A 20,200-nucleotide genomic window follows, 5' to 3' on the forward strand; every position below is an offset into this window, starting at 1 on the left:
TGAATTTTATGTTATTTTCTTAATAATACTTTTCCTCCCGCATTTTCTATAATATTTTTTGCTTTTTTACTAATTTTATTTACAAATATTTTTATTGAATCATGTATAATTCCTCTTCCTATTATTTTTATAGGAATATTTTTTTTAGTGATATTTTTTTTTATTAACATTTCTATACAAAAAATATCTTTTTTATTTATTTTTTTTTTATTAATATAATCTTGTATTGTATCTAAATTAATTTCAATAAATTTTTTTCTCAAATTATTTTTAAATCCAAATTTAGGGATTCTTTTATGAAGTGGCATTTGTCCTCCTTCAAAACCAATTTTATTGGAAAATCCAGATCTAGATTTAGCTCCTTTATGTCCTCTTCCACATGTTCCTCCTTTACCAGATCCTTGTCCTCTTCCTAAACGGATTCTATTTTTTTTTCTTTTTTTTTTATTAAAAATTGTCATGTAATTAACAATTTTATTTTTATCTGTTTTATCCATCTAATACTTTTTTTATAGATATTCCTCTTTGTTTTGATATAATATTAACATCTCTAATTTGACTAAGAGCTTTAATAGTAGCTTTAATAATATTATGATGATTAGAAGATCCTCTAGATTTAGATAAAATATTTTTTAATCCAGTAATTTTCAGCACTGATCTTAAAGTTCCCCCTGCTATAATACCAGTCCCATTTGTTGCCGGAATAAGTAAGATACGAGCTCCACTATATTTAGCTTCCTGTTTATGTGGTATAGTTCCATTTGATATACATACTTTGCATAAACTTCTTTTTGCTTGTTCTCCAGCTTTTCTAATTGCATCAGGAGCTTCCTTAGATTTTCCAAATCCATATCCTATAAATCCACTTTCATTTCCTTTTATGACTATTGCACTAAAACTAAAATATCTTCTTCCTTTAGTTACTTTACAAACTCTTGTAACTCCAATTAATTTTTCTTTTAAATCTAATCCAAAATATTTTGTTCTTTTTTCTTTTCTTTCAGAAAAATTTTTTTTTTTTATCATATTTTTTAAAATTCTAAACCAGAGGATCTTAATCCATCAATTAAAGCTTTTATTCTTCCGTGATATAAATAATTTTTTTTATCAAAGAAAAACTTATTTATTTTTAATTTTTTTGATTTCACTCCTAATAACTTTCCAACTTCATAAGATTGTTCGGTTTTATTTTTTTTTTTACTATCATTTTTTAATATTAAAGATGAATGTGATATTAATGTTTTTCCACATGAATCATCTATTATTTGTGCATATATTTCTTTATTACTTCTAAATATTGATAGTCTATATTTAGATTTTAAAATATTTTTTTTATATTTTTTTTTCAAAAAGTTATTTTTTAAGCAGATTTTCCAACTTTTTTTCTAACAATTTCATTTAAAAATCTTACTCCTTTTCCTTTATAAGGTTCAGGGGGTCTTAATGACCTAATTCTACAAGATAAAATACCTAATAATTGTTTATCATAAGATGTTAATGTAATTATATAATTTTTTCCTTTTTCTGATCTTATTTTTAAGTTTACTTCAATAGGAATTTTAATCATAATATTATGAGAATAACCTAAATTTAAATCTAGAATTTTATTGTCTATTAAATAAGTAGCTTTATAACCAACTCCTATTAATTCCAATTCTTTTTTAAATCCTAATGAAACTCCAACAATCATATTATTTATTAATACACGATATAATCCATGTAAAGATCTAGATTTTTTATTTTCAAATTTTTTATCTACACGTAATATATTATTTGATATATTTATTTTAATTTTATTAGATATTTTTTGATGTAAAGTACCTAAATCTCCTTTCACTGTTAAAACATTTTTAAAAAATTTTAAATTAATATTATTAGGTATTATGATGGGTTGATTACCAATTCTAGACATGTTTATATATAGTTTAATGAATATAACATAATATTTCACCTCCAATTTTATTTTTTTTAGCTTGTTTATTACTCATTACACCATATGATGTAGATATAATTGCTATTCCTAAACCATTTAAAACACGAGGTAATTTTTTATATTTACAATATTTTCTTAATCCTGGTTTACTAATTCTTGTTATTTTTTTTATAACAGATTCTTTTCTATAATATTTTAATGCTATTTTAATTTTATTATTTTCTATCTTATAATCTGAAATATATCCATTTTCTAACAAAACATTAGAAATATTTTTCTTAGTATTAGAATACTCTATTGTTAAAATTTTATGTTTAACAAGACACGCATTTCTAATTCTAGTTAAAAAATCGGAAATTGAATCCATAATTTTAATTAATTATTTTTTTACATTTAAATTTACCAACTAGCTTTTTTAATACCTGGTATAAAACCTTGAGATACTAAATTTCTAAATACTATTCTAGATACTCCAAATTTTCGCATATATCCTCTACACCTTCCGCTAATAGAACATCTATTTCTTAAACGAACAGGAGAAGCATCCTTGGGTAATCTTTGTAATAACTCATAACTTTTTGATTCTTTTAAAAATTTTCTTTTTTTTGAAAACTTTAATACTATTTTTTCTCTTTTTTTTTGTCTTGCTTTTACAGATTCTTTTGCCATATTTTATTTATTTTTTTTAAAAGGTATTCCAAGTAAAGATAAAAGATTTTTAGCTTCTAGATCTTTTTTAGTAGAAGTTACAAACGTAATATTCATCCCTAAATTTTTTATTATTTTATCAATATTTATTTCTGGATAAATTATTTGTTCTGTTATCCCCATATTATAATTTCCAAAACCATCAAAACTATTATTACTTACTCCATTAAAGTCTCTAACCCTAGGTAACGTAATAACAATTAATCTTTCTAAGAATTCATACATTTTATTTCTTCTCAATGTAACTTTAACTCCTATAGGCATACCTTTTCTAAGCTTAAAACTAGATTCATCATGTTTAGAATAACAAGATACAGATTTTTGTCCTGTTATATTCGTTATTTCATTTAAAGAAGACTTTAGTATATTTTTATTATTTAAAACGGAACTACCAATCCCTTGATGAATAACTATTTTCAATAATTTTGGAACTTCCATTACGGAAGAATAATTAAATTTTGTTTTTAAAGAATTAATTATATGATTATTATATAGATTTTTTAATCTAGGTTGATATAATGAATTCATTTATTTAATTTTTTTTAAATTAGACATATGTATAGGAGCTTCTTTTTCCAATATTTTTCCCTTAGGATTTTTTATTCCTGGTTTTATATGTTTTTTAATTATATTTATACCGTCTATAATAGATTTATTTTTTTTTGATAAAATTTTTTTTATAACTCCACTTTTTCCTTTATGATTACCATATATTATAATAACTTTATCTCCCTTTTTTAATTTTTTCATAAAACTTCTTGTGCTAAAGATATAATTTTCATATATTCTTTTTCTCTTAATTCTCTAGCTACTGGACCAAATACTCTACTACCTATCATTTCTCCAGATGGATTAATTAATACACATGCATTATCATCAAAACTTATATAAGAACCATCTTTTCTTCTAGTTTTTTTTTTTATTCTAATAATAACTGCTTTAGAAACCTGACCTTTCTTTATAGAAGTACTCCCAGGAATTGCTGATTTTATTGTAACAATTATAGAATCTGCTAATAAAGCATATCTTTTTTTAGAACCTCCTAACACTCTAATAACTAATGCTTCTTTTGCTCCAGTATTATCAGAAACCTTACATATCGATTCTTGTTGTAACATGAACTCAATTTTTATTTATTTTTTGGATAAAACAATCCAACATTTTTTTTTACTTATAGGACGTGTCTCCATAATAGAAATTCTATCTCCATTTTTATGAAAATTTTTTTCATCATGAACTAAATATTTTTTTTTTTTTAATATTTCTTTTCCATAATATTTATGTTTAATTTTACGTATTTCGCATACAACTATTGTTTTATTCATCTTATCACTTATAACAATTCCTTTTCTTTGTTTCCTGCTATTTTTTCTTTTCATTTTTTAATTTTTTTATTAATTCTGTTTTCAATCTTGCAATAAACCTTCTTAAAACTTTAATTTTTTCATGATTCTTTATTCTATTAATGGAATGACTAAATTTTATATTTTTATATTTTTTTTCACTATTTTCAATATATTTATTTAAATCGATAATAGAACAATCTTGTATTTTTAATTTATTTTTTTTTAAATCATTCATAAATTAAATTTTTTATAAATAAATTTCATTTTTATAGGAAGTTTTTGTGCAGCTAATCTTAATGCTTCTTTAGCAGTAGGAAAATCTACGCCATCAATTTCAAATAAAATTCTACCTGGTTTTACAATAGCTACCCAAAACTCAACAGGACCTTTTCCTTTTCCCATACGAACTTCTTGGGGCTTTTTAGTAGCGGGTTTATCTGGAAAAATATTGATCCATAATTTTCCTTCTCTTTTCATATACCTTGTTGCAGCAACACGTGCAGCCTCTAATTGTCTAGCAGATATCCAAGATGATCCTAAAGATTTTATTCCATAAGAACCTCTAGAAAGAGAAACTCCTTTTTTTGAATTACCTCGAATACGTCCTTTTTGTTTTTTTTTGTACTTAGTTTTTTTAGGTTGTAACATTATTATCAATTATTTTTATTTTTTTTTCTATTAAAATTTTTTAGCTTCTTTTTTTTATGATAATGTGTTCCTAATAATGGATATAAATTCCTTTTTCCATAAACTTCCCCTTTCATAATCCAAACTTTTACACCTATACTTCCATAAATAGTATGAGCAACTTCCATGTGATAATCAACATCGGCACGAAAAGTACCTAAAGAAATCCTTCCTTCTTTATAAGTTTCACACCTTGCCATTTCTGATCCATTTAATCTTCCAGAGATTTGAATTTTTATTCCAAATGCATTCATTCTCATTGCAGATAAAATAAACAATTTTATTAATTTTTTATAAGAAATTCTATTTTCTAGTTGTTTAACTACGCTTTTAGAAACTAAAGATGCATCCAATTCTGGTCTCTTTACCTCGGATATATTAATTTGTATTTCTTTTTTAGTTAATTTTTTTATTTCTTTTCTAACAGTATCTACTTCTTCACCTCTTTTACCTATAATAAGAGCAGGTCTAGAAGTTCTAATTGTAATTGTGATAAATTTTAATGTTCTTTCTATAAAAATTCTTGATATTATTCCTTTAGGAAATCTAGCCTCGATATATCCTCTTACTTTAAAATCTTCTTGTATTCTATCTTTATAATTGTTGCACCAACTGGATAACCATCCAGTTATAATTCCAAGACGGTTAACTATTGGATTTGTTTTTTGTCCCATGATAATTTTTTTTATCTATACAAATTGTGATATGACTTAATTTTTTTTTTATTCTATGACTTTTACCTTGAGGTACCGGTCTAATTCTTTTTATAATTTTTCCTTGATCAACTCTTATTTCTTTTATATAAAGAATTGATTTATTATCGTGATATTTATTATTCCAATTAGATAGTAAAGATAAAATCAATTTTTTTATATTTAATGCTCCTCTTTTTTTACTACATAATGATAATATAGTTAATGCAGAATTAACTTCTTTATTTCGTATTAAATCAACAATTAATCTAATTTTTCTAGGTGCCATTTTAAATCCTCTTAAAGATGCCGTAATCATAATTTTATACTATTTTTTTTCATTAATATTTTTTGTTTTTATTCTATTTTTTGATCCTGAATGTCCTCTAAAAATCCTTGTTGGGGCAAATTCTCCTAGTTTATGTCCTATCATATTTTCTGTTATATAAACATTAATAAAAATTTTTCCATTATGAATAGAAAAAGTTTGTCCCACAAAATCTGGTATTATAGTAGAAGATCTAGACCACGTTTTTATAATTAATTTTTTATTTAATTTTATATTTTTCATTACTTTTTTTAGTAATTTATAATGAACATAAGGTCCTTTTTTTATAGATCTTGCCATAAAAAATAAAATTTATTTTCTTTTTTTTATAATGTATTTATTAGAATATTTTTTTCTTATTCTAGTTCTAAATCCTTTAGATGGTTTTCCTTTTCTACTTCTAGGAATACCTCCAGAAGCTTTTCCTTCCCCACCCCCCATTGGATGATCTATAGGATTCATTGCTACACCTCTTGTTCTAGGTCTTATTCCAATATGTCTAGATTTCCCAGCTTTTCCTAAGATTTCCAATTGATGATCATGATTCGATACAGATCCTATTGTAGCCATACAATTAGACATAATCATTCTTGTTTCTCCAGAAGGTAATTTTATAGTAACATATTTATCTTCTTTTGCAGATATTTGCGCAAAAGATCCGGCACTTCTAGCTAATTTTGAACCCTGACCTGGTTTCAATTCTATACAAGAAATAATTGTACCTAGAGGGATTTCACTTAATATTGTAGAATTTCCAATTTGAATTGGTATATTTTTTTTCCCGGAAATAATTTTATATCCTACTTTTAATCCATTTATAGCAATAATATATTTTTTTTCTCCATCTACATAGTGTAATAAAGCAATAAATGATGATCTATTAGGATCATATTCGATTGATTTTACGGTAGCTGAAATCATAAATTTTTTTCTTTTAAAATCAATAACTCTATATTTTTTTTTATGACCACCTCCAATATAACGCATAGTTCTTCGTCCATAATTATTTCTCCCCCCAGTTTTTAATTTTCCTATCGTTAATTTTTTTTCGGGAAAGGAATTAGTAATTTGATCAAATTTATTTACAATTCTAAATCTTTGACTTGGTGTTATTGGTTTTAATTTCTTTGTTGCCATTGGAATTATTTTTATCACTTGTAGTTTCTTTATTGATAGTAGTTTCTTTATTGATAGTAGTTTCTTTATTGATAGTAGTTTCTTTATTGATAGTAGTTTCTTTATTGATAGTAGTTTCTTTATTGATAGTAGTTTCTTTGTTAATAGATGATTGATTAAAAATGATTTTACTATTTTTATCAAATTTTATAATAACTTTCTTGAAACGATCCATTTGTCCTTTTAAAAAACCCTTTTTTGAAAATTTAGATTTATCTTTTTTAGGATAAATCATAGTATTTACTTCAATGACATTAAATCCAAATAAATTAAAAATTTCTTTTTTTATTTGTTTTTTATTATATTTTTTATTTACAATAAATGTATAAAAATTATTTTTTTCATTTATTAATGATTTTTTAGTTATAGCAGATTTTATAATAATCATAAATATATTTATTTTTTAACATCAAAAAATAATTTTTGAAATTTATTTACAGAATTTTCAAATAATATAATATATGAACAATTCAATAAATAAAAACAAGTAACATCATTAATATTAATTATATTACATCTTTTTATATTTCTAAATGATAAATATAAATTTTTATCGAATTTTTCATTTATTATTAAAACTTTTTCTTTAAAAAATCCTATAGAATTTAATAATTTTAATACAATTTTAGTCTTAGGTTTTTTCAATTTTATATTTTTAACAATTTTAATTTCATTTTTTAATAATTTATGTTCTATAACGTATTTTTTTGCTATATTTTTAACTTTTTTATTAACTTTTATTGAATATTTTCTAGGTTTAGGACCAAAAATTCTACCCCCCCCCCTAAAAATTGGGTTTTTTATATCTCCTTTTCTAGATCCTCCAGTACCTTTCTGTCTATGTAATTTTCTATTACTACCAGATAATTCACTTTTTTCTTTAGATTTATGTGTACCTTGACGTTGAGAAAATAAATATCTTTTTATTTCTAAATAAACAGAATGATCATAATTTTTTTTAAAAAAATTTTTATTATTAAAATTTATTTTTTTTTTTGTAAAATTTCCTTCAAAATCTAGTATATTTAGTTCCATACTTTCTTTTTAATTGTTAAATATGAATTTTTATTACCTGGAACTGATCCTCTTAAAATTAATAAACCTGGATCGGTATCTAATTTCAATATTTTAATATTTTTAATGGTAATTCTACTATTCCCCATTCTACCAGCCATTTTTTTTCCTTTAAAAACCCTAGATGGAGTTGATCCAGCCCCTATTGATCCAGGAGATCTTAAACGATTATGTTGTCCATGACTCCTTTCTCCTACTCCAGAGAAATTATGTCTTTTTACTACACCTTGAAACCCCTTTCCTTTAGAAACTCCAACTACATCCACAAAATCTCCTACTTGAAATATATTAATATTAATTAATTGTCCTACTTTATAGGATAATTCATCAAAATCACCTCTAAATTCTACCAGTTTTTTCTTAGGAGATAATCCAATTTTTTTAAAATGTCCTAATAAAGGTTTATTAGTTGTTCTTTCATTTTTTTCATCAGTTCCTATTTGAATTGATGAATATCCATCATTTTTTATTGTTTTTATTTGAATTATATAACAAGGATTGACATGAATTATAGTACAAGGTACATTAATTCCATTATCTAAATAAATATTTGTCATTCCCATGTTTTTTCCTATCAATCCAATTGTTTTCATTATACTTTTATTTCTGCTTCTACTCCACTAGGTAATTCCAATTTCATTAATGCATCTACCGTTTTTGACGATGCATTATTTATTTGTAAAAGTCTTTTATGCGTAGGTAAAAAAAATTGTTCTCTAGATTTTTTATTTGCATGTGGAGATCTTAATATAGTATATGTTTTTTTTTCCGTTGGTAATGGTACTGGACCATTTAATACAACTCCAGTTGGAATTACTGAATTAACAATTTTTTCGGCAGATTTGTCCAATAAATTATAATCATAAGATTTTAATTTTATCTTAATATTGTATCCCATAATAAAATGTTTTATTTTTTTTCATTTTTGTCACTTTTTTTTGTTAAAATATTATTCATAATTGAATCAGAAACAACATAATAATGAGAAAATTCCATTGTAGATGTACCCCTACCAGAGGTAAGTGTACGTAATGAAGTCACATAACCAAACATTTCAGATAATGGAACCATCACATTAATTATTTTAATATTTTTCTTATCCCCCATATTTTGTATAACCCCTCTTCTTTTATTTAAATCACCTATAACATCCCCCATATTTTCCTCAGGTATAATTACTTCTAATTTCATTATAGGTTCTAATAAAACGGGATTAGCTTTTTTTGATGCGGATCTAAAAGCAAATTTCCCCGCTAATTCAAAAGATAATTGATCAGAATCAACAGAATGATAAGAACCATCTAATATAGTAACTTTTGCGCTATCTATTTCATAACCACATAAAGGTCCATTTTTCATCATTTCTTTACATCCCTTTTCTATAGATGGAATATATTCTTTAGGAATATTTCCTCCTTTTATCTTACTAATAAAAGTTAAACCAGGTTTTCCTGATTCACCTGGTTCTATTTTAAGTAAAATATCAGCAAATTTTCCTCTACCTCCAGTTTGTTTTTTATAAATTTCTCTATGTTCTATACATTTTGTTAATGATTCTTTATACTCAACTTGAGGTTTTCCTTGATTAACTTCAACGTGAAATTCTCTTTTCATTCTATCTATAATTATTTCTAGATGTAATTCCCCCATTCCAGATATAATGGTTTGACCAGTATATTCGTCAGTTCTAACTTGAAATGTTGGATCTTCTTCCATTAATTTAGATAATGCTATACTCATTTTATCAATATCTGATTTATATTTAGGTTCAATAGCTAAACCAATTACAGGATCAGGAAAAAATATTTTTTCTAATAAAATTGGATTTTTTTCATCACACAGAGTATCTCCAGTTTTAATATCTTTAAATCCAACTATTGCAGCAATATCTCCAGCTTTTACTTCCTGAACTGGATTTTGTTTATTAGCATGCATCTGATATATTCTAGATATTCTTTCTTTATTTCCAGATCTAGAATTAAAACTATAAGAACCAGGATTTATTTTACCAGAATATACTCTAAAAAAAGCTAATCGTCCTACAAATGGATCTGTAGATATTTTGAACGCTAATGCAGAAAATGGATTATTTTCATCTGGTTTTCTATATATTTTATCTTTATTAATTGGATGAATTCCTATAATATCTTTCATATCAATTGGTGAAGGTAAAAATTTACAAATAGCATCCAACATAGATTGAACCCCTTTATTTTTAAAAGCAGCGCCACATAATATTGGTATAATTTTCATTTCAATTGTATTTTTACGTAAAGATTCAATAATCTCATTTTCTGATATAGAAGATTTACCATATAAAAATTTTTCCATTATTTTATCATCAAATTCAGATAAAATTTCAATAATATTATTTTTATATTTTTTAGTTATATTTTTCATGTTATCTGGAATAGATGTTATTTCATATGTCATTCCATAATCTTTATCTTTCCATATTATAGCTTGATTAGAAATTAAATCTACTACACCCTTAAAATTATCTCCAGAACCAATAGGTATTTGTATAGGTACTGAATTAGCCCCTAAAATTTTTTTTATTTGAATACAAACATCTAAAAAATTAGCTCCTTGTCTATCCATTTTATTAACAAAAGCTATTCTAGGTATTTCATATTTATCAGCTTGTCTCCATACTGTTTCCGATTGAGGTTCAACTCCATCAACTGCACTAAATAATACAACCATCCCATCTAAAACTCTCATCGATCTTTCAACTTCCACAGTAAAATCAACATGTCCAGGTGTATCTATTATATTAATATAATATTTTTCATTATTATAAATCCATTCACAACGTGTAGCAGCAGAAGTTATTGTTATCCCTCGTTCTTGCTCTTGTAACATCCAATCCATAGTAGCTGCACCATCATGGACTTCTCCTATTTTATGATTAATTCCTGTATAAAATAATATTCTTTCCGTTGTGGTAGTTTTACCTGCATCAATATGTGCAACAATACCTATATTTCTATTATATTCTATTTTTTTCATAGAAATCAGAATCTAAAATGTGAAAATGCTTTATTAGCTTCAGCCATTTTATGTATATTTTCTTTTCTTTTTATAGATTCACCTTGTTCATTAAAAGCATCCCATATTTCAAATGCTAATTTATTAGCCATGGTTTTTTCATTTCTTATTGATGCACAAGTCACTAATAATTTCATAGCTTTTGTAATTTTACTACTAGAAGAAATTGGGACTGGTATTTGAATATTTGACCCCCCCATTCTACGACTTCTTACTTCTACATGTGGAGTAACATTTTTTAAACTTTCTTTCCATATTTCTACCGAAGATTTTTTTTCATTTTTTTTAATTAAATCAATTTTTTTCATTGCATTATAAAATATTTTATATGCTAAACTTTTTTTTCCATTCTTCATTATATGATTTACAAAACGTGTTATAAGAATATCATTAAATTTTGGATCAGGTATATAAATTTTTATTCTTCTTTTAATTTTTCTCATTTTTTTTTCATTTTTGTTCCATATTTACTTCTACTTCTTTTTCTTCCATTAACCCCGGCAGTATCTCTTGCTCCTCTTATTATTTTATATTTTACACCAGGTAAATCTTTTACACGTCCTCCTTTCACTAATACAATAGAATGTTCTTGAAGATTATGTCCTTCTCCTGTTATGTAACTAATGACTTCCTTACCATTTGTGAATCGTACTCTTGCTACTTTTCTCATTGCAGAATTAGGTTTTTTTGGAGTAGTAGTATAAACTCTAGTACATACTCCTTTTTTTTGAGGACAAAATTCTAAAGCAATGGATTTTCTTTTTTTTGAATTAGAAATTCTACCTTTTCTAATTAGTTGTTGTATAGTAGGCATAATAAATTTAAAATTTAATTTTTTTATTTTGAAATGGTTTCTCCTCATCCGAGAAAATATTAAGTTCATCATAAATATAACTAAAAGTAGATAGAAGACAAGGTTTACCATCTATAATTGCTATATTATGTTCATAATGAGATGAATTTTTTTTATCTAAGGTAGTAATAGTCCAACCGTCTTTGTGAAAGATTATATCAGATTTTCCTAAATTCACCATAGGTTCGATTGACAATACAAATCCATTTTTTAATTCAATTCCTTCTCCTTTTTTTCCAAAATTAGGAATTTGAGGATCTTCGTGCATTTTTTTTCCTATTCCATGACCTACTAAATCCTTTACTATAGTAAATCCATTTTTTTCTATAAAAGATTGAATAGAAAATCCTATATCACCTATTTTATTTCCAGAAATACATTGGGAAATCCCAATATAAAGAGATTTTTTAGAACAAGATAAAAATTTTCTATTTTTTTTTGATATATTTCCAACTTCAAAAGTATAAGCGTGTTCTCCATAAAACCCATTCATATATACACCACAATCTACAGATAAAATATCGCCATTTAATAATACATTTTTATTGGGTACCCCATGTACTACTTGGTAATTTGGAGATACACATAATGTATTTGGATAGTTATATAACCCTAAAAAAGCTGGTTTTCCTCCATGATCAATAATAAAGTTTTTTGCTAGTTTATCTAAATAAATAGTATTAATTCCGGGTTTTATTTCCTTTGCCAACATACCTAAAGTTTTAGATGCTAAAAATGCACTTTTTTTTATTAATATTATTTCTTCAATAGTTTTTATCAAAATATTCATAAAATTAATTATTGTTATTTCTATTAATAATAGAAAATCCATTCATATCATCAGGAACAGGTAGTTTCATTAGATTTAAAATAGTTGGTGCAATATCACATAATGAACTATTTTTATTTAAAATAATATTATTCTTTTTTATATTATTATCTAATAAAATAAATGGTACCAAAGAATTACTATGAGATGTATTTAAACTACCATTTGTATTAATCATATAATCTGCATTACCATGATCTCCTACAATAATAACTGTATACATATTATGTAATGCTACATTTGAACATTCTTTAACACATTTATCAACAATTTCACATGCTTTTATAGTTTGAATCATATTTCCTGTATGTCCAACCATATCTGGATTTGCAAAATTTATACAAATAAAATCAAATTCTTTTTTTTTTATTTTTGGAATAATTTTTTTTACGATTTTTATTGCACTCATTTCAGGTTTAATATCGTAAGTTTTTACATTTGGTGATGGACATAAAATTCTTACTTCTTTATCAAACGGTTTTTCTCTTCCACCAGAAAAAAAGAAAGTAATATGAGGATATTTTTCTGTTTCTGCTATACGAATTTGTTTTTTCCCTTCTTTTGATAAAATTTCTCCTAGCGTATTTGATAAATTTTCTTTTTCAAAAATTGAAATAATATTTTTATATTTTTCATTAAAAGATGTCATTGTTATGTAATGCGAAAGATTAATATTATTATAATTTTTTATTTCGAAATTATTATTTGTTAATAATTCTGTTATCTGTCTAGATCTATCTGAACGATAATTAAAACAAAAGACAATATCTCCATTTTCTATTTTTGAAATAGGTTGATTATTTTTATCTATCATTATTAATGGAGATAAAAATTCATCCGTTTTTTTCATCTTATAAAAATTTTCTATAGAATTTATAATATTATTAGTATAAGTTCCTTTAGAATTTACCATAGCATCATATGCTATTTTTGTTCTATCCCATTTTAAATTTCTATCCATTGCATAAAATCTTCCAATAACAGATGATAATTGTCCAACATATTTATTAGTTATAGTTAATAATTTTTTTATATAATGAATTCCGTTATATGGAGAAGTATCTCTACCATCCATAAATGCATGAATAAATACATTTTTTAAATTATTTTCATGAAATATTTTAAGTAAATATAATAAATGATTTATATGAGAATGAACTCCCCCATCTGAAAGAAGCCCAATAAAATGAATTTTTTTATTATAAGAAATATTTTTGAATATATTATTTATTTTTTTGGTAAAAAATCCATTTTTTATAGATATATTAATTTTTTTTAAACTTTGAATAACTCTTCTTCCAGAACCTATATTGATATGTCCAACTTCAGAATTCCCCACTTGTTTATTAGGTAATCCTACATATTTTCCAGATGCATTTAATTTACTATTTGGATAATTTTTAATACAAAAATCTATAAATGGAGTATATGCTTTAGCTATTGCAGAAACAGATTGATTTTCGATCGATGTTACTCCCCATCCATCTAAAATTATCAACATTAATTTTTTCATTATAAAATATAAAAATTATCAATTATTTATATAATTAATCTTTTAAAAGATAAAATTTTTAAATTGTTTTCATATTTTTTTATGTATTCATTTATTGTTATTTTATTATCTTTTATAAATAATTGATTAAGAAGTGTATTATTCAATATTAATTTATTAATTCTCCCACAAATTATTTTTTGTAAAATTTTATGTGGTTTCTTTTCATTTTCTACTTGTTGTTTAATAATATTTTTTTCTTCATTTAATATTTTTTCTGGAAAATCATTTTCTGATATAGATATTGGATTCATAGCAACAACATGCATAGCTATATTTTTTGCTATAGATTTATCTATTTTTTTTGAAAATCCAACCAATGCAGATATTTTATGATTATGAGTATAATGTATTACATATGGTGCCTTTATTATTTCAAATATTTTTATTTCTATTCTTTCTTTAAAAATTCCTATTTTATAATTAATTACTTCATTTATAGTTTCTTTATTATCATATCTACTGTTAATAAAATCAATTTTAGAATGATATGATAAAGATTTTTTTGAAAGATCAAAAAGAAAATTTAAAAAATCTTTATTTCTGGATAAAAAATCAGTTTCACAACTAATACCTATAATAGTTCCAAAAGAATTATCGTTTTTTACAGAAGAAACTAAAGCTCCTTCATTCATCTTATTTTTAGTAAGATTAATAGATATTTTATTTCCTATTTTTTTTAAAAAAAAAATAGCCTGTTTTATATTTCCATTAGATTTTGTTAAAGCTTTTTTACATTCCATTATTCCTATCCCAGTTAATTTTCTTAATTCATTAATTTTAGAAATTGTTATTTTCATGTCATATAGATATTGTTATGTTATTTTTTTTATGGAATATATATTATTTACACTTTTTTTTACAAATTATATATTCTGTTATAAACTTCAATATTAAGTTAATAGATTTAGAAGAATCATCATTAGATGGAATAGGATGATTAATATTATTAGGATTAGTATTTGTATCTACCATAGCGAATATAGGAATTCTCAATCTTTTTGCCTCTGTCAATGCTATTTTTTCTTCATTTGGATCTACAATAAATATTCCACTTGGAATATGATTCATATTAGATATAGTTCCTAAATTTTTATATAATTTGTTATATAATCTATCAATTAATAATCTTTCCTTTTTAGACAATGTGTTAAAAGTCCCATTTTTTTTCATTTTTTCAATACTATTCATTTTCTTTATTGACTTACGAATAGTACTAAAATTAGTTAATAATCCTCCTAACCACCTTTCTGTAATACATGGCATATTTATTTTTTTGGAATAAAAAAATATTTTTTCCTTAGCTTGAGGCTTTGTTCCTACAAATAATACTTTTTTTCCACTTTTTATTATTCTGTATATTCCATTACATGCTTCTTTTAATTTTATTATGGTTTTTGATAAATCTATTATATGTATTCCTCCTCTTTTCATAAAAATAAAAGATCTCATATTAGGATTCCACCTTTTTGTAATATGTCCAAAATGGACTCCAGCCTTTAATAAATCTTGAGTATTAATTTCCATATTTTTATATATAATTTAATTCAACGTTTTGAAAATTGATATTTTTTTCTTGCTTTTTTTTGTCCAAATTTTTTTCTTTCTACTTCTCTAGAATCACGAGTAAGTAATCCTTCACTTTTTAATATTATTTTATTTTTTGAATTAATTTTACACATTGCACGAGAAATAGCTAATCTAATTGCTTCTATTTGTCCATTAACACCACCTCCAGATACTCTGATAATTATATTAAATTGATTTTTAATATTTAATAATTCTATTGGATAGAATATTTTATAACGAATATATTTTGGAAAATAATTTTCCAATGTTTTAGAATTAACAGTAATTAATCCATTTCCTTCTGTGCTAATATAAATTCTTGCAGTAGATCTTTTTCTTCTTCCTATCGTATGATATATCATTTTTTTAATTTTATTTTATTAGAATAGGATTTTGAGCTTTATGATTATGTTTTTCATCATGATATACATAAAGATTTTTTTTAAATATTTTTCTTGATAAGCGATTTTTTGGTAGCATTCTTTCTACTGATTTATATATCAATATTCTTGAATCTTTATAAAATAAATCTTTAGCAAAGATTATTTTTTTACCTCCTGGATAACCAGTATAACGAATATATTTTTTATTATTCCATTTATTTCCACTAAGTTTAATTTTGTTAGAATTGAGCACTATTACATAGTCACCACAATCCATATGTGGAGAAAAAAAAGATTTATGCTTACCCATAATAATATGTACAATTTTTGATGATAATCTACCTAAAATTTGATTAGATGCATCTATCATAATCCATGATTTATTTATCAAATTTTTTTTTACCGAAATGGTTTTAAAACTTAATGAATCCATAATATAAAAAATTAAATATAACAATATTTTAAAGATAATTTTTTTTTATGACAAAAAGTCATTTTTTTTATTGATTTTTATTGTCATATATTATGATTTATTTATTGATATATGGTTTTATTTTCACTATGGCATAATGATTGAGGAATTGTTTTAATGACTATTTATGAATAAAATATAAAAATGAGTAAAATTATAGGTATAGATTTAGGAACTACAAATTCTTGTGTAGCAGTAATGGAAGTTAATGATCCTAATGTTATTCAAAATTCTGAAGGAAAAAGAACAACTCCATCTGTAGTTGCATTTGTAAAAGGTGGGGAAAGAAAAATAGGGGATCCAGCAAAAAGACAAGCTGTTACTAATCCTAAAAAAACTATTTTTTCTATTAAAAGGTTTATGGGAAGAACATATTCAGAAATATCTGAGGAATTAAAACATATACCTTACAAAGTAATAAAAGGTGGAAATAATACACCTCGTGTTAGTATAGATAATAGATTATACGCACCTCAAGAAATTTCTGCAATGATTTTACAAAAAATGAAAAAAACTGCAGAAGATTATTTAGGACAAGAAATTAAAAAAGCAGTAATTACTGTACCTGCTTATTTTAATGATGCACAAAGACAAGCAACAAAAGAATCTGGAGAAATTGCTGGTCTTAAAGTAGAAAGAATTATAAATGAACCTACTGCTGCTGCTTTAGCATATGGATTAGATAAAAGTAATCAAAATAAAAAAATTGTAGTATATGATTTAGGAGGTGGTACTTTTGATGTGTCTATTTTAGAATTAGGAGATGGAGTATTTGAAGTACTTTCTACTAATGGTGATACTCATTTAGGAGGAGACAATTTTGATCAAGTAATTATAGATTATCTTGCAAATACTTTTAAATCTAAAGAAGGATTAGACTTAAGAAAAGATCCAATGGCTTTACAACGTTTAAAAGAAGCTTCTGAAAAAGCAAAAATAGAATTATCTTCATCTAGTCAAACAGAAATTAATCTACCTTATATAACAGCTACAGAATCCGGTCCAAAACATTTAGTTGTAACTTTGACAAGATCTAAATTTGAACATCTTTCTGATTCTTTAATTAGAAGATCAATAAGTCCTTGTTCAAAAGCACTAAAAGATGCAAATTTATCTACTAAAAATATTAATGAAGTGATTTTAGTTGGAGGATCTACTCGTATACCAAAAGTTCAAAAAGAAGTAGAAAATTTTTTTGGTATCAAACCATCAAAAGGAGTTAATCCAGATGAAGTAGTAGCCATAGGAGCAGCGATACAAGGAGGAGTTTTAACTGGAGACGTACAAGATGTATTATTACTGGATGTAACACCTTTATCTTTAGGAATAGAAACTTTAGGAGGAGTTTTTACTAAATTAATTGAATCTAATACTACTATACCAACAAAAAAATCAGAAATATTTTCAACAGCATCAGATAATCAACCTGCAGTAACTATAAGAGTTGGACAAGGAGAAAGATCAATGTTTAAAGATAATAAGGAAATAGGAAGATTTGATTTAGTAGATATACCTCCATCACCTAGGGGTGTACCACAAATAGAAGTAACATTTGATATAGATGCTAACGGAATACTTAATGTATCAGCTAAAAATAAAGGAACTGGAAAAGAACAATCTATTCGAATAGAGACATCTTCTGGATTAAACCAAGATGAAATTGAAAGAATGAAAAAGGAAGCTAAAGAAAATGAAAAAAATGATGAAACTATTAAGAAAAAAATAGATAAATTAAATTTAATAGATAATCAAATTTTTCAATTTGAAAAACAATTAAAAGATTATGGTAAAAAATTATCAGAAAATAATAGAAAAAAAATAGAAAATTCTATGAAAGAATTAAAAGAATTTTATCAAAAAAAGAATTTAAATGCTGTTGATAATTCTATAAAAAAACTTAACGAACTTTGGAGTAAATCATTACAAGATATTAATAATCCTAATAAATCTAAAGAAGAAAAAAATAATGATAATAAAAAAAATAATAAAAAAAATGGAGAAAATGTACAAGATGTTGATTATGAAGAAGTAAAATAAACAATAATTAATAAAGGGAGTTTTATTTTGGAAGAATAGATATGTCAGTAATTCCTCCTATAACTTTTTCTCCCTTTTTTACTAATATTTTGGAATCAATAGGAACAAAAATATCTACTCTAGATCCAAATTTAATAAATCCAAGATCATCTCTTTTATTTACTATAGATTTTTCTTTAGCATAACATACAATACGTCTTGCTATAAAACCGGCTATTTGTCTTAACAAAATTTTTTTTTCATTTATTGTTTGTATTACTACAGTAGTATGTTCATTTTTTAATGAAGATTTTTTTAACCAAGCAATTAAATGTTTTCCAGGATGATATTTTACATAAATAATTTTACCAGAAATTGGATATCTATTTACATGTAAATCAAATGGTGACATAAAAATAGAGATTTTTATACACTTTGTTTTTAAATATTCATTTTCAAAAATTTTTTTTATTGTTAATATTTTTCCATCAGCAGGGGATACTAAAACATTTTTTTCAATTTTATTCAAAAAATATCTTGTAGGATTTCTAAAAAAAAATAGAAAAAATGAATAAATAATGGATAAAAAAAACAAGGTAGTAATAAAATAAATTTTTGGTAATAAAAAAAAAGTTATTATCGATATAATTAACAAAAAAATTATTGTATATAGTAAAAAAGATTTACCTTCTTTGTGTATCATAATTGAAAAAAATGATAAAAACCAAGTAATGTTACAAATATTATTGGAATAACGAAAATAAAACTATCTAATCTATCAAAAAATCCTCCGTGTCCTGGAAACCAAATACCAGAATTTTTTACTCCATAAGATCTTTTTATAGTTGATTCTATAAGATCGCCAATAGTCCCAAATATTGATATTATAAACGAAAAGAATAACCAATATTTTTCTTCCCATATTTTGGATAATACAATTCCTATTATTATACAAAATAATAATCCTCCAAAACACCCCTCTATAGATTTTTTTGGGGATATAGATATAGATATTTTATTTTTTCCCCATTTTTTACCAACTACGTAAGATAATGAATCATTTATCCATATTAAAATAAATATTCCTAATATCATTTTTTTTCCATATAATGAATATATATAACATGATATAAAAAAAGGAACTACAATATATGTTAATCCAAATAATATATTTTTAATATTTATCATTTTTTCTTCATAAGAAGATTTATTGAATAACTGTATAATGGAAAAAAATAAAAAATAATAGAAAAAACCCATTATATATAAAATTAATCCATTTTTTACAAAAAAAATATCTACAATAATAATTATAAGAAACAGTAAAAATACTAGTTTTTTTAAGAAAATTTTTGTATTCGATATCATTAGAAATTCAGTTAAACAAATAAATGAAAATAACATCATCATAATTCTAAATAATTTATCTCCTTTTTCTATAGAAAAAATAATTATAATTATATGGATGATACCTGAAAAAATTCTTATTAAGAAATCTAAATTTTTTTTTTTTATCATAAAAATACCTTAC

At 23.9% G+C, this 20,200-nt stretch carries 32 protein-coding genes; 1 reads left to right on the top strand and 31 read right to left on the bottom strand.

The genetic code is table 11. The features are described from left to right. Window positions 1-11: 11 nt before the first annotated feature. Genes rplO through rplM form a run of 29 tightly spaced genes read right to left on the bottom strand, consistent with a single transcriptional unit; the run spans window position 12 to window position 16,614 of the window. Window positions 12-461, bottom strand: coding sequence for a 50S ribosomal protein L15 (gene rplO, locus H0H33_RS01760; RefSeq protein WP_238785627.1), 450 nt, complete (start codon window positions 459-461; stop codon window positions 12-14). A gap of 28 nt (window positions 462-489) precedes the next feature. Then, window positions 490-1,026: a 30S ribosomal protein S5 gene (gene rpsE / locus H0H33_RS01765; RefSeq protein ID WP_185877714.1), complete on the bottom strand. Its 537-nt coding sequence runs from the start codon at window positions 1,024-1,026 to the stop codon at window positions 490-492. 5 nt (window positions 1,027-1,031) lie between these two features. After that, complete coding sequence (gene rplR / locus H0H33_RS01770) at window positions 1,032-1,349, bottom strand: 50S ribosomal protein L18 (RefSeq protein WP_185877715.1); 318 nt, start codon at window positions 1,347-1,349, stop codon at window positions 1,032-1,034. Window positions 1,350-1,360: 11 nt separating this feature from the next. Then, on the bottom strand, window positions 1,361-1,912 hold the full coding sequence (rplF, locus tag H0H33_RS01775; protein WP_185877716.1) for a 50S ribosomal protein L6: 552 nt from the start codon (window positions 1,910-1,912) through the stop codon (window positions 1,361-1,363). A 13-nt stretch (window positions 1,913-1,925) separates the two neighbouring features. Beyond that, window positions 1,926-2,300, bottom strand: a complete 375-nt coding sequence (gene rpsH / locus H0H33_RS01780; RefSeq protein WP_317167105.1) for a 30S ribosomal protein S8 — start codon at window positions 2,298-2,300, stop codon at window positions 1,926-1,928. Window positions 2,301-2,332: 32 nt separating this feature from the next. Further along, a complete protein-coding gene (rpsN, locus tag H0H33_RS01785; protein WP_185877717.1) occupies window positions 2,333-2,602 on the bottom strand; it encodes a 30S ribosomal protein S14 in 270 nt (89 codons plus the stop codon). Window positions 2,603-2,605: 3 nt separating this feature from the next. After that, window positions 2,606-3,169, bottom strand: coding sequence for a 50S ribosomal protein L5 (gene rplE, locus H0H33_RS01790; protein ID WP_185877718.1), 564 nt, complete (start codon window positions 3,167-3,169; stop codon window positions 2,606-2,608). After that, the gene (gene rplX / locus H0H33_RS01795) at window positions 3,170-3,391 is read right to left on the bottom strand and encodes a 50S ribosomal protein L24 (RefSeq protein ID WP_185877719.1); all 222 of its coding nucleotides are present in this window, start codon (window positions 3,389-3,391) and stop codon (window positions 3,170-3,172) included. Then, window positions 3,388-3,759 carry a 50S ribosomal protein L14 gene (gene rplN / locus H0H33_RS01800; RefSeq protein WP_185877720.1) on the bottom strand — a complete coding sequence of 124 codons (372 nt, stop codon included), beginning with the start codon at window positions 3,757-3,759 and terminating at the stop codon, window positions 3,388-3,390. Before rplN ends, rplX begins: the two co-directional genes overlap by 4 nt. 15 nt (window positions 3,760-3,774) lie before the next feature. Further along, a complete protein-coding gene (rpsQ, locus tag H0H33_RS01805; protein WP_185877721.1) occupies window positions 3,775-4,020 on the bottom strand; it encodes a 30S ribosomal protein S17 in 246 nt (81 codons plus the stop codon). Beyond that, on the bottom strand, window positions 4,004-4,222 hold the full coding sequence (rpmC, locus tag H0H33_RS01810) for a 50S ribosomal protein L29 (RefSeq protein ID WP_185877722.1): 219 nt from the start codon (window positions 4,220-4,222) through the stop codon (window positions 4,004-4,006). Before rpmC ends, rpsQ begins: the two co-directional genes overlap by 17 nt. Beyond that, window positions 4,219-4,635 (bottom strand): 50S ribosomal protein L16, encoded by a 417-nt coding sequence (gene rplP, locus H0H33_RS01815; RefSeq protein WP_185877723.1) that lies wholly within the window; start codon window positions 4,633-4,635, stop codon window positions 4,219-4,221. Before rplP ends, rpmC begins: the two co-directional genes overlap by 4 nt. A gap of 5 nt (window positions 4,636-4,640) precedes the next feature. Next, the gene (gene rpsC, locus H0H33_RS01820; protein WP_185877724.1) at window positions 4,641-5,348 is read right to left on the bottom strand and encodes a 30S ribosomal protein S3; all 708 of its coding nucleotides are present in this window, start codon (window positions 5,346-5,348) and stop codon (window positions 4,641-4,643) included. After that, window positions 5,320-5,685, bottom strand: coding sequence for a 50S ribosomal protein L22 (rplV, locus tag H0H33_RS01825; RefSeq protein ID WP_185877725.1), 366 nt, complete (start codon window positions 5,683-5,685; stop codon window positions 5,320-5,322). The genes rpsC and rplV overlap by 29 nt, the downstream gene beginning before the upstream one ends. 9 nt (window positions 5,686-5,694) lie before the next feature. Beyond that, on the bottom strand, window positions 5,695-5,994 hold the full coding sequence (gene rpsS, locus H0H33_RS01830) for a 30S ribosomal protein S19 (RefSeq protein ID WP_185877726.1): 300 nt from the start codon (window positions 5,992-5,994) through the stop codon (window positions 5,695-5,697). 12 nt (window positions 5,995-6,006) lie between these two features. Then, entirely contained in the window at window positions 6,007-6,831 is an 825-nt protein-coding gene (gene rplB, locus H0H33_RS01835) for a 50S ribosomal protein L2 (RefSeq protein WP_185878158.1), read from the bottom strand. Beyond that, window positions 6,785-7,258, bottom strand: coding sequence for a 50S ribosomal protein L23 (gene rplW, locus H0H33_RS01840; RefSeq protein WP_185877727.1), 474 nt, complete (start codon window positions 7,256-7,258; stop codon window positions 6,785-6,787). The genes rplB and rplW overlap by 47 nt, the downstream gene beginning before the upstream one ends. An 8-nt stretch (window positions 7,259-7,266) precedes the next feature. Then, entirely contained in the window at window positions 7,267-7,905 is a 639-nt protein-coding gene (rplD, locus tag H0H33_RS01845) for a 50S ribosomal protein L4 (protein ID WP_185877728.1), read from the bottom strand. Further along, window positions 7,896-8,537 (bottom strand): 50S ribosomal protein L3, encoded by a 642-nt coding sequence (gene rplC, locus H0H33_RS01850; RefSeq protein WP_185877729.1) that lies wholly within the window; start codon window positions 8,535-8,537, stop codon window positions 7,896-7,898. The genes rplD and rplC overlap by 10 nt, the downstream gene beginning before the upstream one ends. After that, window positions 8,537-8,842: a 30S ribosomal protein S10 gene (gene rpsJ, locus H0H33_RS01855; RefSeq protein ID WP_185877730.1), complete on the bottom strand. Its 306-nt coding sequence runs from the start codon at window positions 8,840-8,842 to the stop codon at window positions 8,537-8,539. Before rpsJ ends, rplC begins: the two co-directional genes overlap by 1 nt. Before the next feature lie 11 nt (window positions 8,843-8,853). Next, window positions 8,854-10,956, bottom strand: coding sequence for an elongation factor G (fusA, locus tag H0H33_RS01860; RefSeq protein ID WP_185877731.1), 2,103 nt, complete (start codon window positions 10,954-10,956; stop codon window positions 8,854-8,856). A gap of 5 nt (window positions 10,957-10,961) precedes the next feature. Further along, window positions 10,962-11,438: a 30S ribosomal protein S7 gene (gene rpsG / locus H0H33_RS01865; RefSeq protein ID WP_185877732.1), complete on the bottom strand. Its 477-nt coding sequence runs from the start codon at window positions 11,436-11,438 to the stop codon at window positions 10,962-10,964. Beyond that, window positions 11,435-11,809, bottom strand: a complete 375-nt coding sequence (gene rpsL, locus H0H33_RS01870; protein ID WP_185877733.1) for a 30S ribosomal protein S12 — start codon at window positions 11,807-11,809, stop codon at window positions 11,435-11,437. Before rpsL ends, rpsG begins: the two co-directional genes overlap by 4 nt. Before the next feature lie 7 nt (window positions 11,810-11,816). Then, entirely contained in the window at window positions 11,817-12,680 is an 864-nt protein-coding gene (gene map / locus H0H33_RS01875) for a type I methionyl aminopeptidase (RefSeq protein WP_238785579.1), read from the bottom strand. After that, window positions 12,643-14,190, bottom strand: coding sequence for a 2,3-bisphosphoglycerate-independent phosphoglycerate mutase (gpmI, locus tag H0H33_RS01880; protein WP_185877734.1), 1,548 nt, complete (start codon window positions 14,188-14,190; stop codon window positions 12,643-12,645). Before gpmI ends, map begins: the two co-directional genes overlap by 38 nt. Window positions 14,191-14,216: 26 nt before the next feature. Continuing rightward, window positions 14,217-15,029, bottom strand: a complete 813-nt coding sequence (gene tsf / locus H0H33_RS01885) for a translation elongation factor Ts (RefSeq protein WP_185877735.1) — start codon at window positions 15,027-15,029, stop codon at window positions 14,217-14,219. Window positions 15,030-15,072: 43 nt separating this feature from the next. Then, complete coding sequence (gene rpsB / locus H0H33_RS01890) at window positions 15,073-15,756, bottom strand: 30S ribosomal protein S2 (protein WP_185877736.1); 684 nt, start codon at window positions 15,754-15,756, stop codon at window positions 15,073-15,075. A gap of 20 nt (window positions 15,757-15,776) precedes the next feature. After that, the gene (gene rpsI, locus H0H33_RS01895; protein WP_185877737.1) at window positions 15,777-16,160 is read right to left on the bottom strand and encodes a 30S ribosomal protein S9; all 384 of its coding nucleotides are present in this window, start codon (window positions 16,158-16,160) and stop codon (window positions 15,777-15,779) included. A 10-nt stretch (window positions 16,161-16,170) separates the two neighbouring features. Beyond that, window positions 16,171-16,614: a 50S ribosomal protein L13 gene (gene rplM / locus H0H33_RS01900; RefSeq protein WP_185877738.1), complete on the bottom strand. Its 444-nt coding sequence runs from the start codon at window positions 16,612-16,614 to the stop codon at window positions 16,171-16,173. A gap of 183 nt (window positions 16,615-16,797) precedes the next feature. Here rplM and dnaK point away from each other — a divergent pair, with 183 nt between their 5' ends. After that, window positions 16,798-18,690, top strand: a complete 1,893-nt coding sequence (gene dnaK, locus H0H33_RS01905) for a molecular chaperone DnaK (RefSeq protein WP_185877739.1) — start codon at window positions 16,798-16,800, stop codon at window positions 18,688-18,690. Window positions 18,691-18,712: 22 nt separating this feature from the next. On the opposite strand, the gene H0H33_RS01910 is transcribed toward dnaK, so the two are convergent. Together H0H33_RS01910 and H0H33_RS01915 are read right to left on the bottom strand one after the other, a co-directional pair. Then, window positions 18,713-19,372, bottom strand: a complete 660-nt coding sequence (locus H0H33_RS01910; RefSeq protein ID WP_185877740.1) for a phosphatidylserine decarboxylase family protein — start codon at window positions 19,370-19,372, stop codon at window positions 18,713-18,715. Then, the gene (locus H0H33_RS01915; protein ID WP_185877741.1) at window positions 19,369-20,187 is read right to left on the bottom strand and encodes a phosphatidate cytidylyltransferase; all 819 of its coding nucleotides are present in this window, start codon (window positions 20,185-20,187) and stop codon (window positions 19,369-19,371) included. Before H0H33_RS01915 ends, H0H33_RS01910 begins: the two co-directional genes overlap by 4 nt. Window positions 20,188-20,200: the final 13 nt, after the last annotated feature.

The sequence above is a fragment of the Blattabacterium cuenoti genome, assembly GCF_014252415.1.
Taxonomy (GTDB): domain Bacteria; phylum Bacteroidota; class Bacteroidia; order Flavobacteriales; family Blattabacteriaceae; genus Blattabacterium; species Blattabacterium cuenoti_Y.

Coding starts and splice junctions, on each gene's coding strand:
- rpsN (WP_185877717.1), bottom strand. CDS start 2,602: ATGGCAAAAGAATCTGTAAAAGCAAGACAAAAAAAAAGAGAAAAAATA.
- rpsL (WP_185877733.1), bottom strand. CDS start 11,809: ATGCCTACTATACAACAACTAATTAGAAAAGGTAGAATTTCTAATTCA.
- rplO (WP_238785627.1), bottom strand. CDS start 461: ATGACAATTTTTAATAAAAAAAAAAGAAAAAAAAATAGAATCCGTTTA.
- fusA (WP_185877731.1), bottom strand. CDS start 10,956: ATGAAAAAAATAGAATATAATAGAAATATAGGTATTGTTGCACATATT.
- rplN (WP_185877720.1), bottom strand. CDS start 3,759: ATGTTACAACAAGAATCGATATGTAAGGTTTCTGATAATACTGGAGCA.
- rpsQ (WP_185877721.1), bottom strand. CDS start 4,020: ATGAAAAGAAAAAATAGCAGGAAACAAAGAAAAGGAATTGTTATAAGT.
- rplW (WP_185877727.1), bottom strand. CDS start 7,258: ATGATTATTATAAAATCTGCTATAACTAAAAAATCATTAATAAATGAA.
- rpsE (WP_185877714.1), bottom strand. CDS start 1,026: ATGATAAAAAAAAAAAATTTTTCTGAAAGAAAAGAAAAAAGAACAAAA.
- H0H33_RS01915 (WP_185877741.1), bottom strand. CDS start 20,187: ATGATAAAAAAAAAAAATTTAGATTTCTTAATAAGAATTTTTTCAGGT.
- rplV (WP_185877725.1), bottom strand. CDS start 5,685: ATGATTACGGCATCTTTAAGAGGATTTAAAATGGCACCTAGAAAAATT.
- rpsB (WP_185877736.1), bottom strand. CDS start 15,756: ATGGAAATTAATACTCAAGATTTATTAAAGGCTGGAGTCCATTTTGGA.
- tsf (WP_185877735.1), bottom strand. CDS start 15,029: ATGAAAATAACAATTTCTAAAATTAATGAATTAAGAAAATTAACTGGG.
- rplE (WP_185877718.1), bottom strand. CDS start 3,169: ATGAATTCATTATATCAACCTAGATTAAAAAATCTATATAATAATCAT.
- map (WP_238785579.1), bottom strand. CDS start 12,680: ATGGATTTTCTATTATTAATAGAAATAACAATAATTAATTTTATGAAT.
- rpsG (WP_185877732.1), bottom strand. CDS start 11,438: ATGAGAAAAATTAAAAGAAGAATAAAAATTTATATACCTGATCCAAAA.
- rplP (WP_185877723.1), bottom strand. CDS start 4,635: ATGTTACAACCTAAAAAAACTAAGTACAAAAAAAAACAAAAAGGACGT.
- rplC (WP_185877729.1), bottom strand. CDS start 8,537: ATGAAAACAATTGGATTGATAGGAAAAAACATGGGAATGACAAATATT.
- rplM (WP_185877738.1), bottom strand. CDS start 16,614: ATGGATTCATTAAGTTTTAAAACCATTTCGGTAAAAAAAAATTTGATA.
- rpsC (WP_185877724.1), bottom strand. CDS start 5,348: ATGGGACAAAAAACAAATCCAATAGTTAACCGTCTTGGAATTATAACT.
- gpmI (WP_185877734.1), bottom strand. CDS start 14,190: ATGAAAAAATTAATGTTGATAATTTTAGATGGATGGGGAGTAACATCG.
- rpsS (WP_185877726.1), bottom strand. CDS start 5,994: ATGGCAAGATCTATAAAAAAAGGACCTTATGTTCATTATAAATTACTA.
- rpsJ (WP_185877730.1), bottom strand. CDS start 8,842: ATGGGATACAATATTAAGATAAAATTAAAATCTTATGATTATAATTTA.
- H0H33_RS01910 (WP_185877740.1), bottom strand. CDS start 19,372: ATGATACACAAAGAAGGTAAATCTTTTTTACTATATACAATAATTTTT.
- rplF (WP_185877716.1), bottom strand. CDS start 1,912: ATGTCTAGAATTGGTAATCAACCCATCATAATACCTAATAATATTAAT.
- rpmC (WP_185877722.1), bottom strand. CDS start 4,222: ATGAATGATTTAAAAAAAAATAAATTAAAAATACAAGATTGTTCTATT.
- rpsI (WP_185877737.1), bottom strand. CDS start 16,160: ATGATATATCATACGATAGGAAGAAGAAAAAGATCTACTGCAAGAATT.
- rpsH (WP_317167105.1), bottom strand. CDS start 2,300: ATGGATTCAATTTCCGATTTTTTAACTAGAATTAGAAATGCGTGTCTT.
- rplB (WP_185878158.1), bottom strand. CDS start 6,831: ATGGCAACAAAGAAATTAAAACCAATAACACCAAGTCAAAGATTTAGA.
- rplX (WP_185877719.1), bottom strand. CDS start 3,391: ATGAAAAAATTAAAAAAGGGAGATAAAGTTATTATAATATATGGTAAT.
- rplD (WP_185877728.1), bottom strand. CDS start 7,905: ATGGAACTAAATATACTAGATTTTGAAGGAAATTTTACAAAAAAAAAA.
- dnaK (WP_185877739.1), top strand. CDS start 16,798: ATGAGTAAAATTATAGGTATAGATTTAGGAACTACAAATTCTTGTGTA.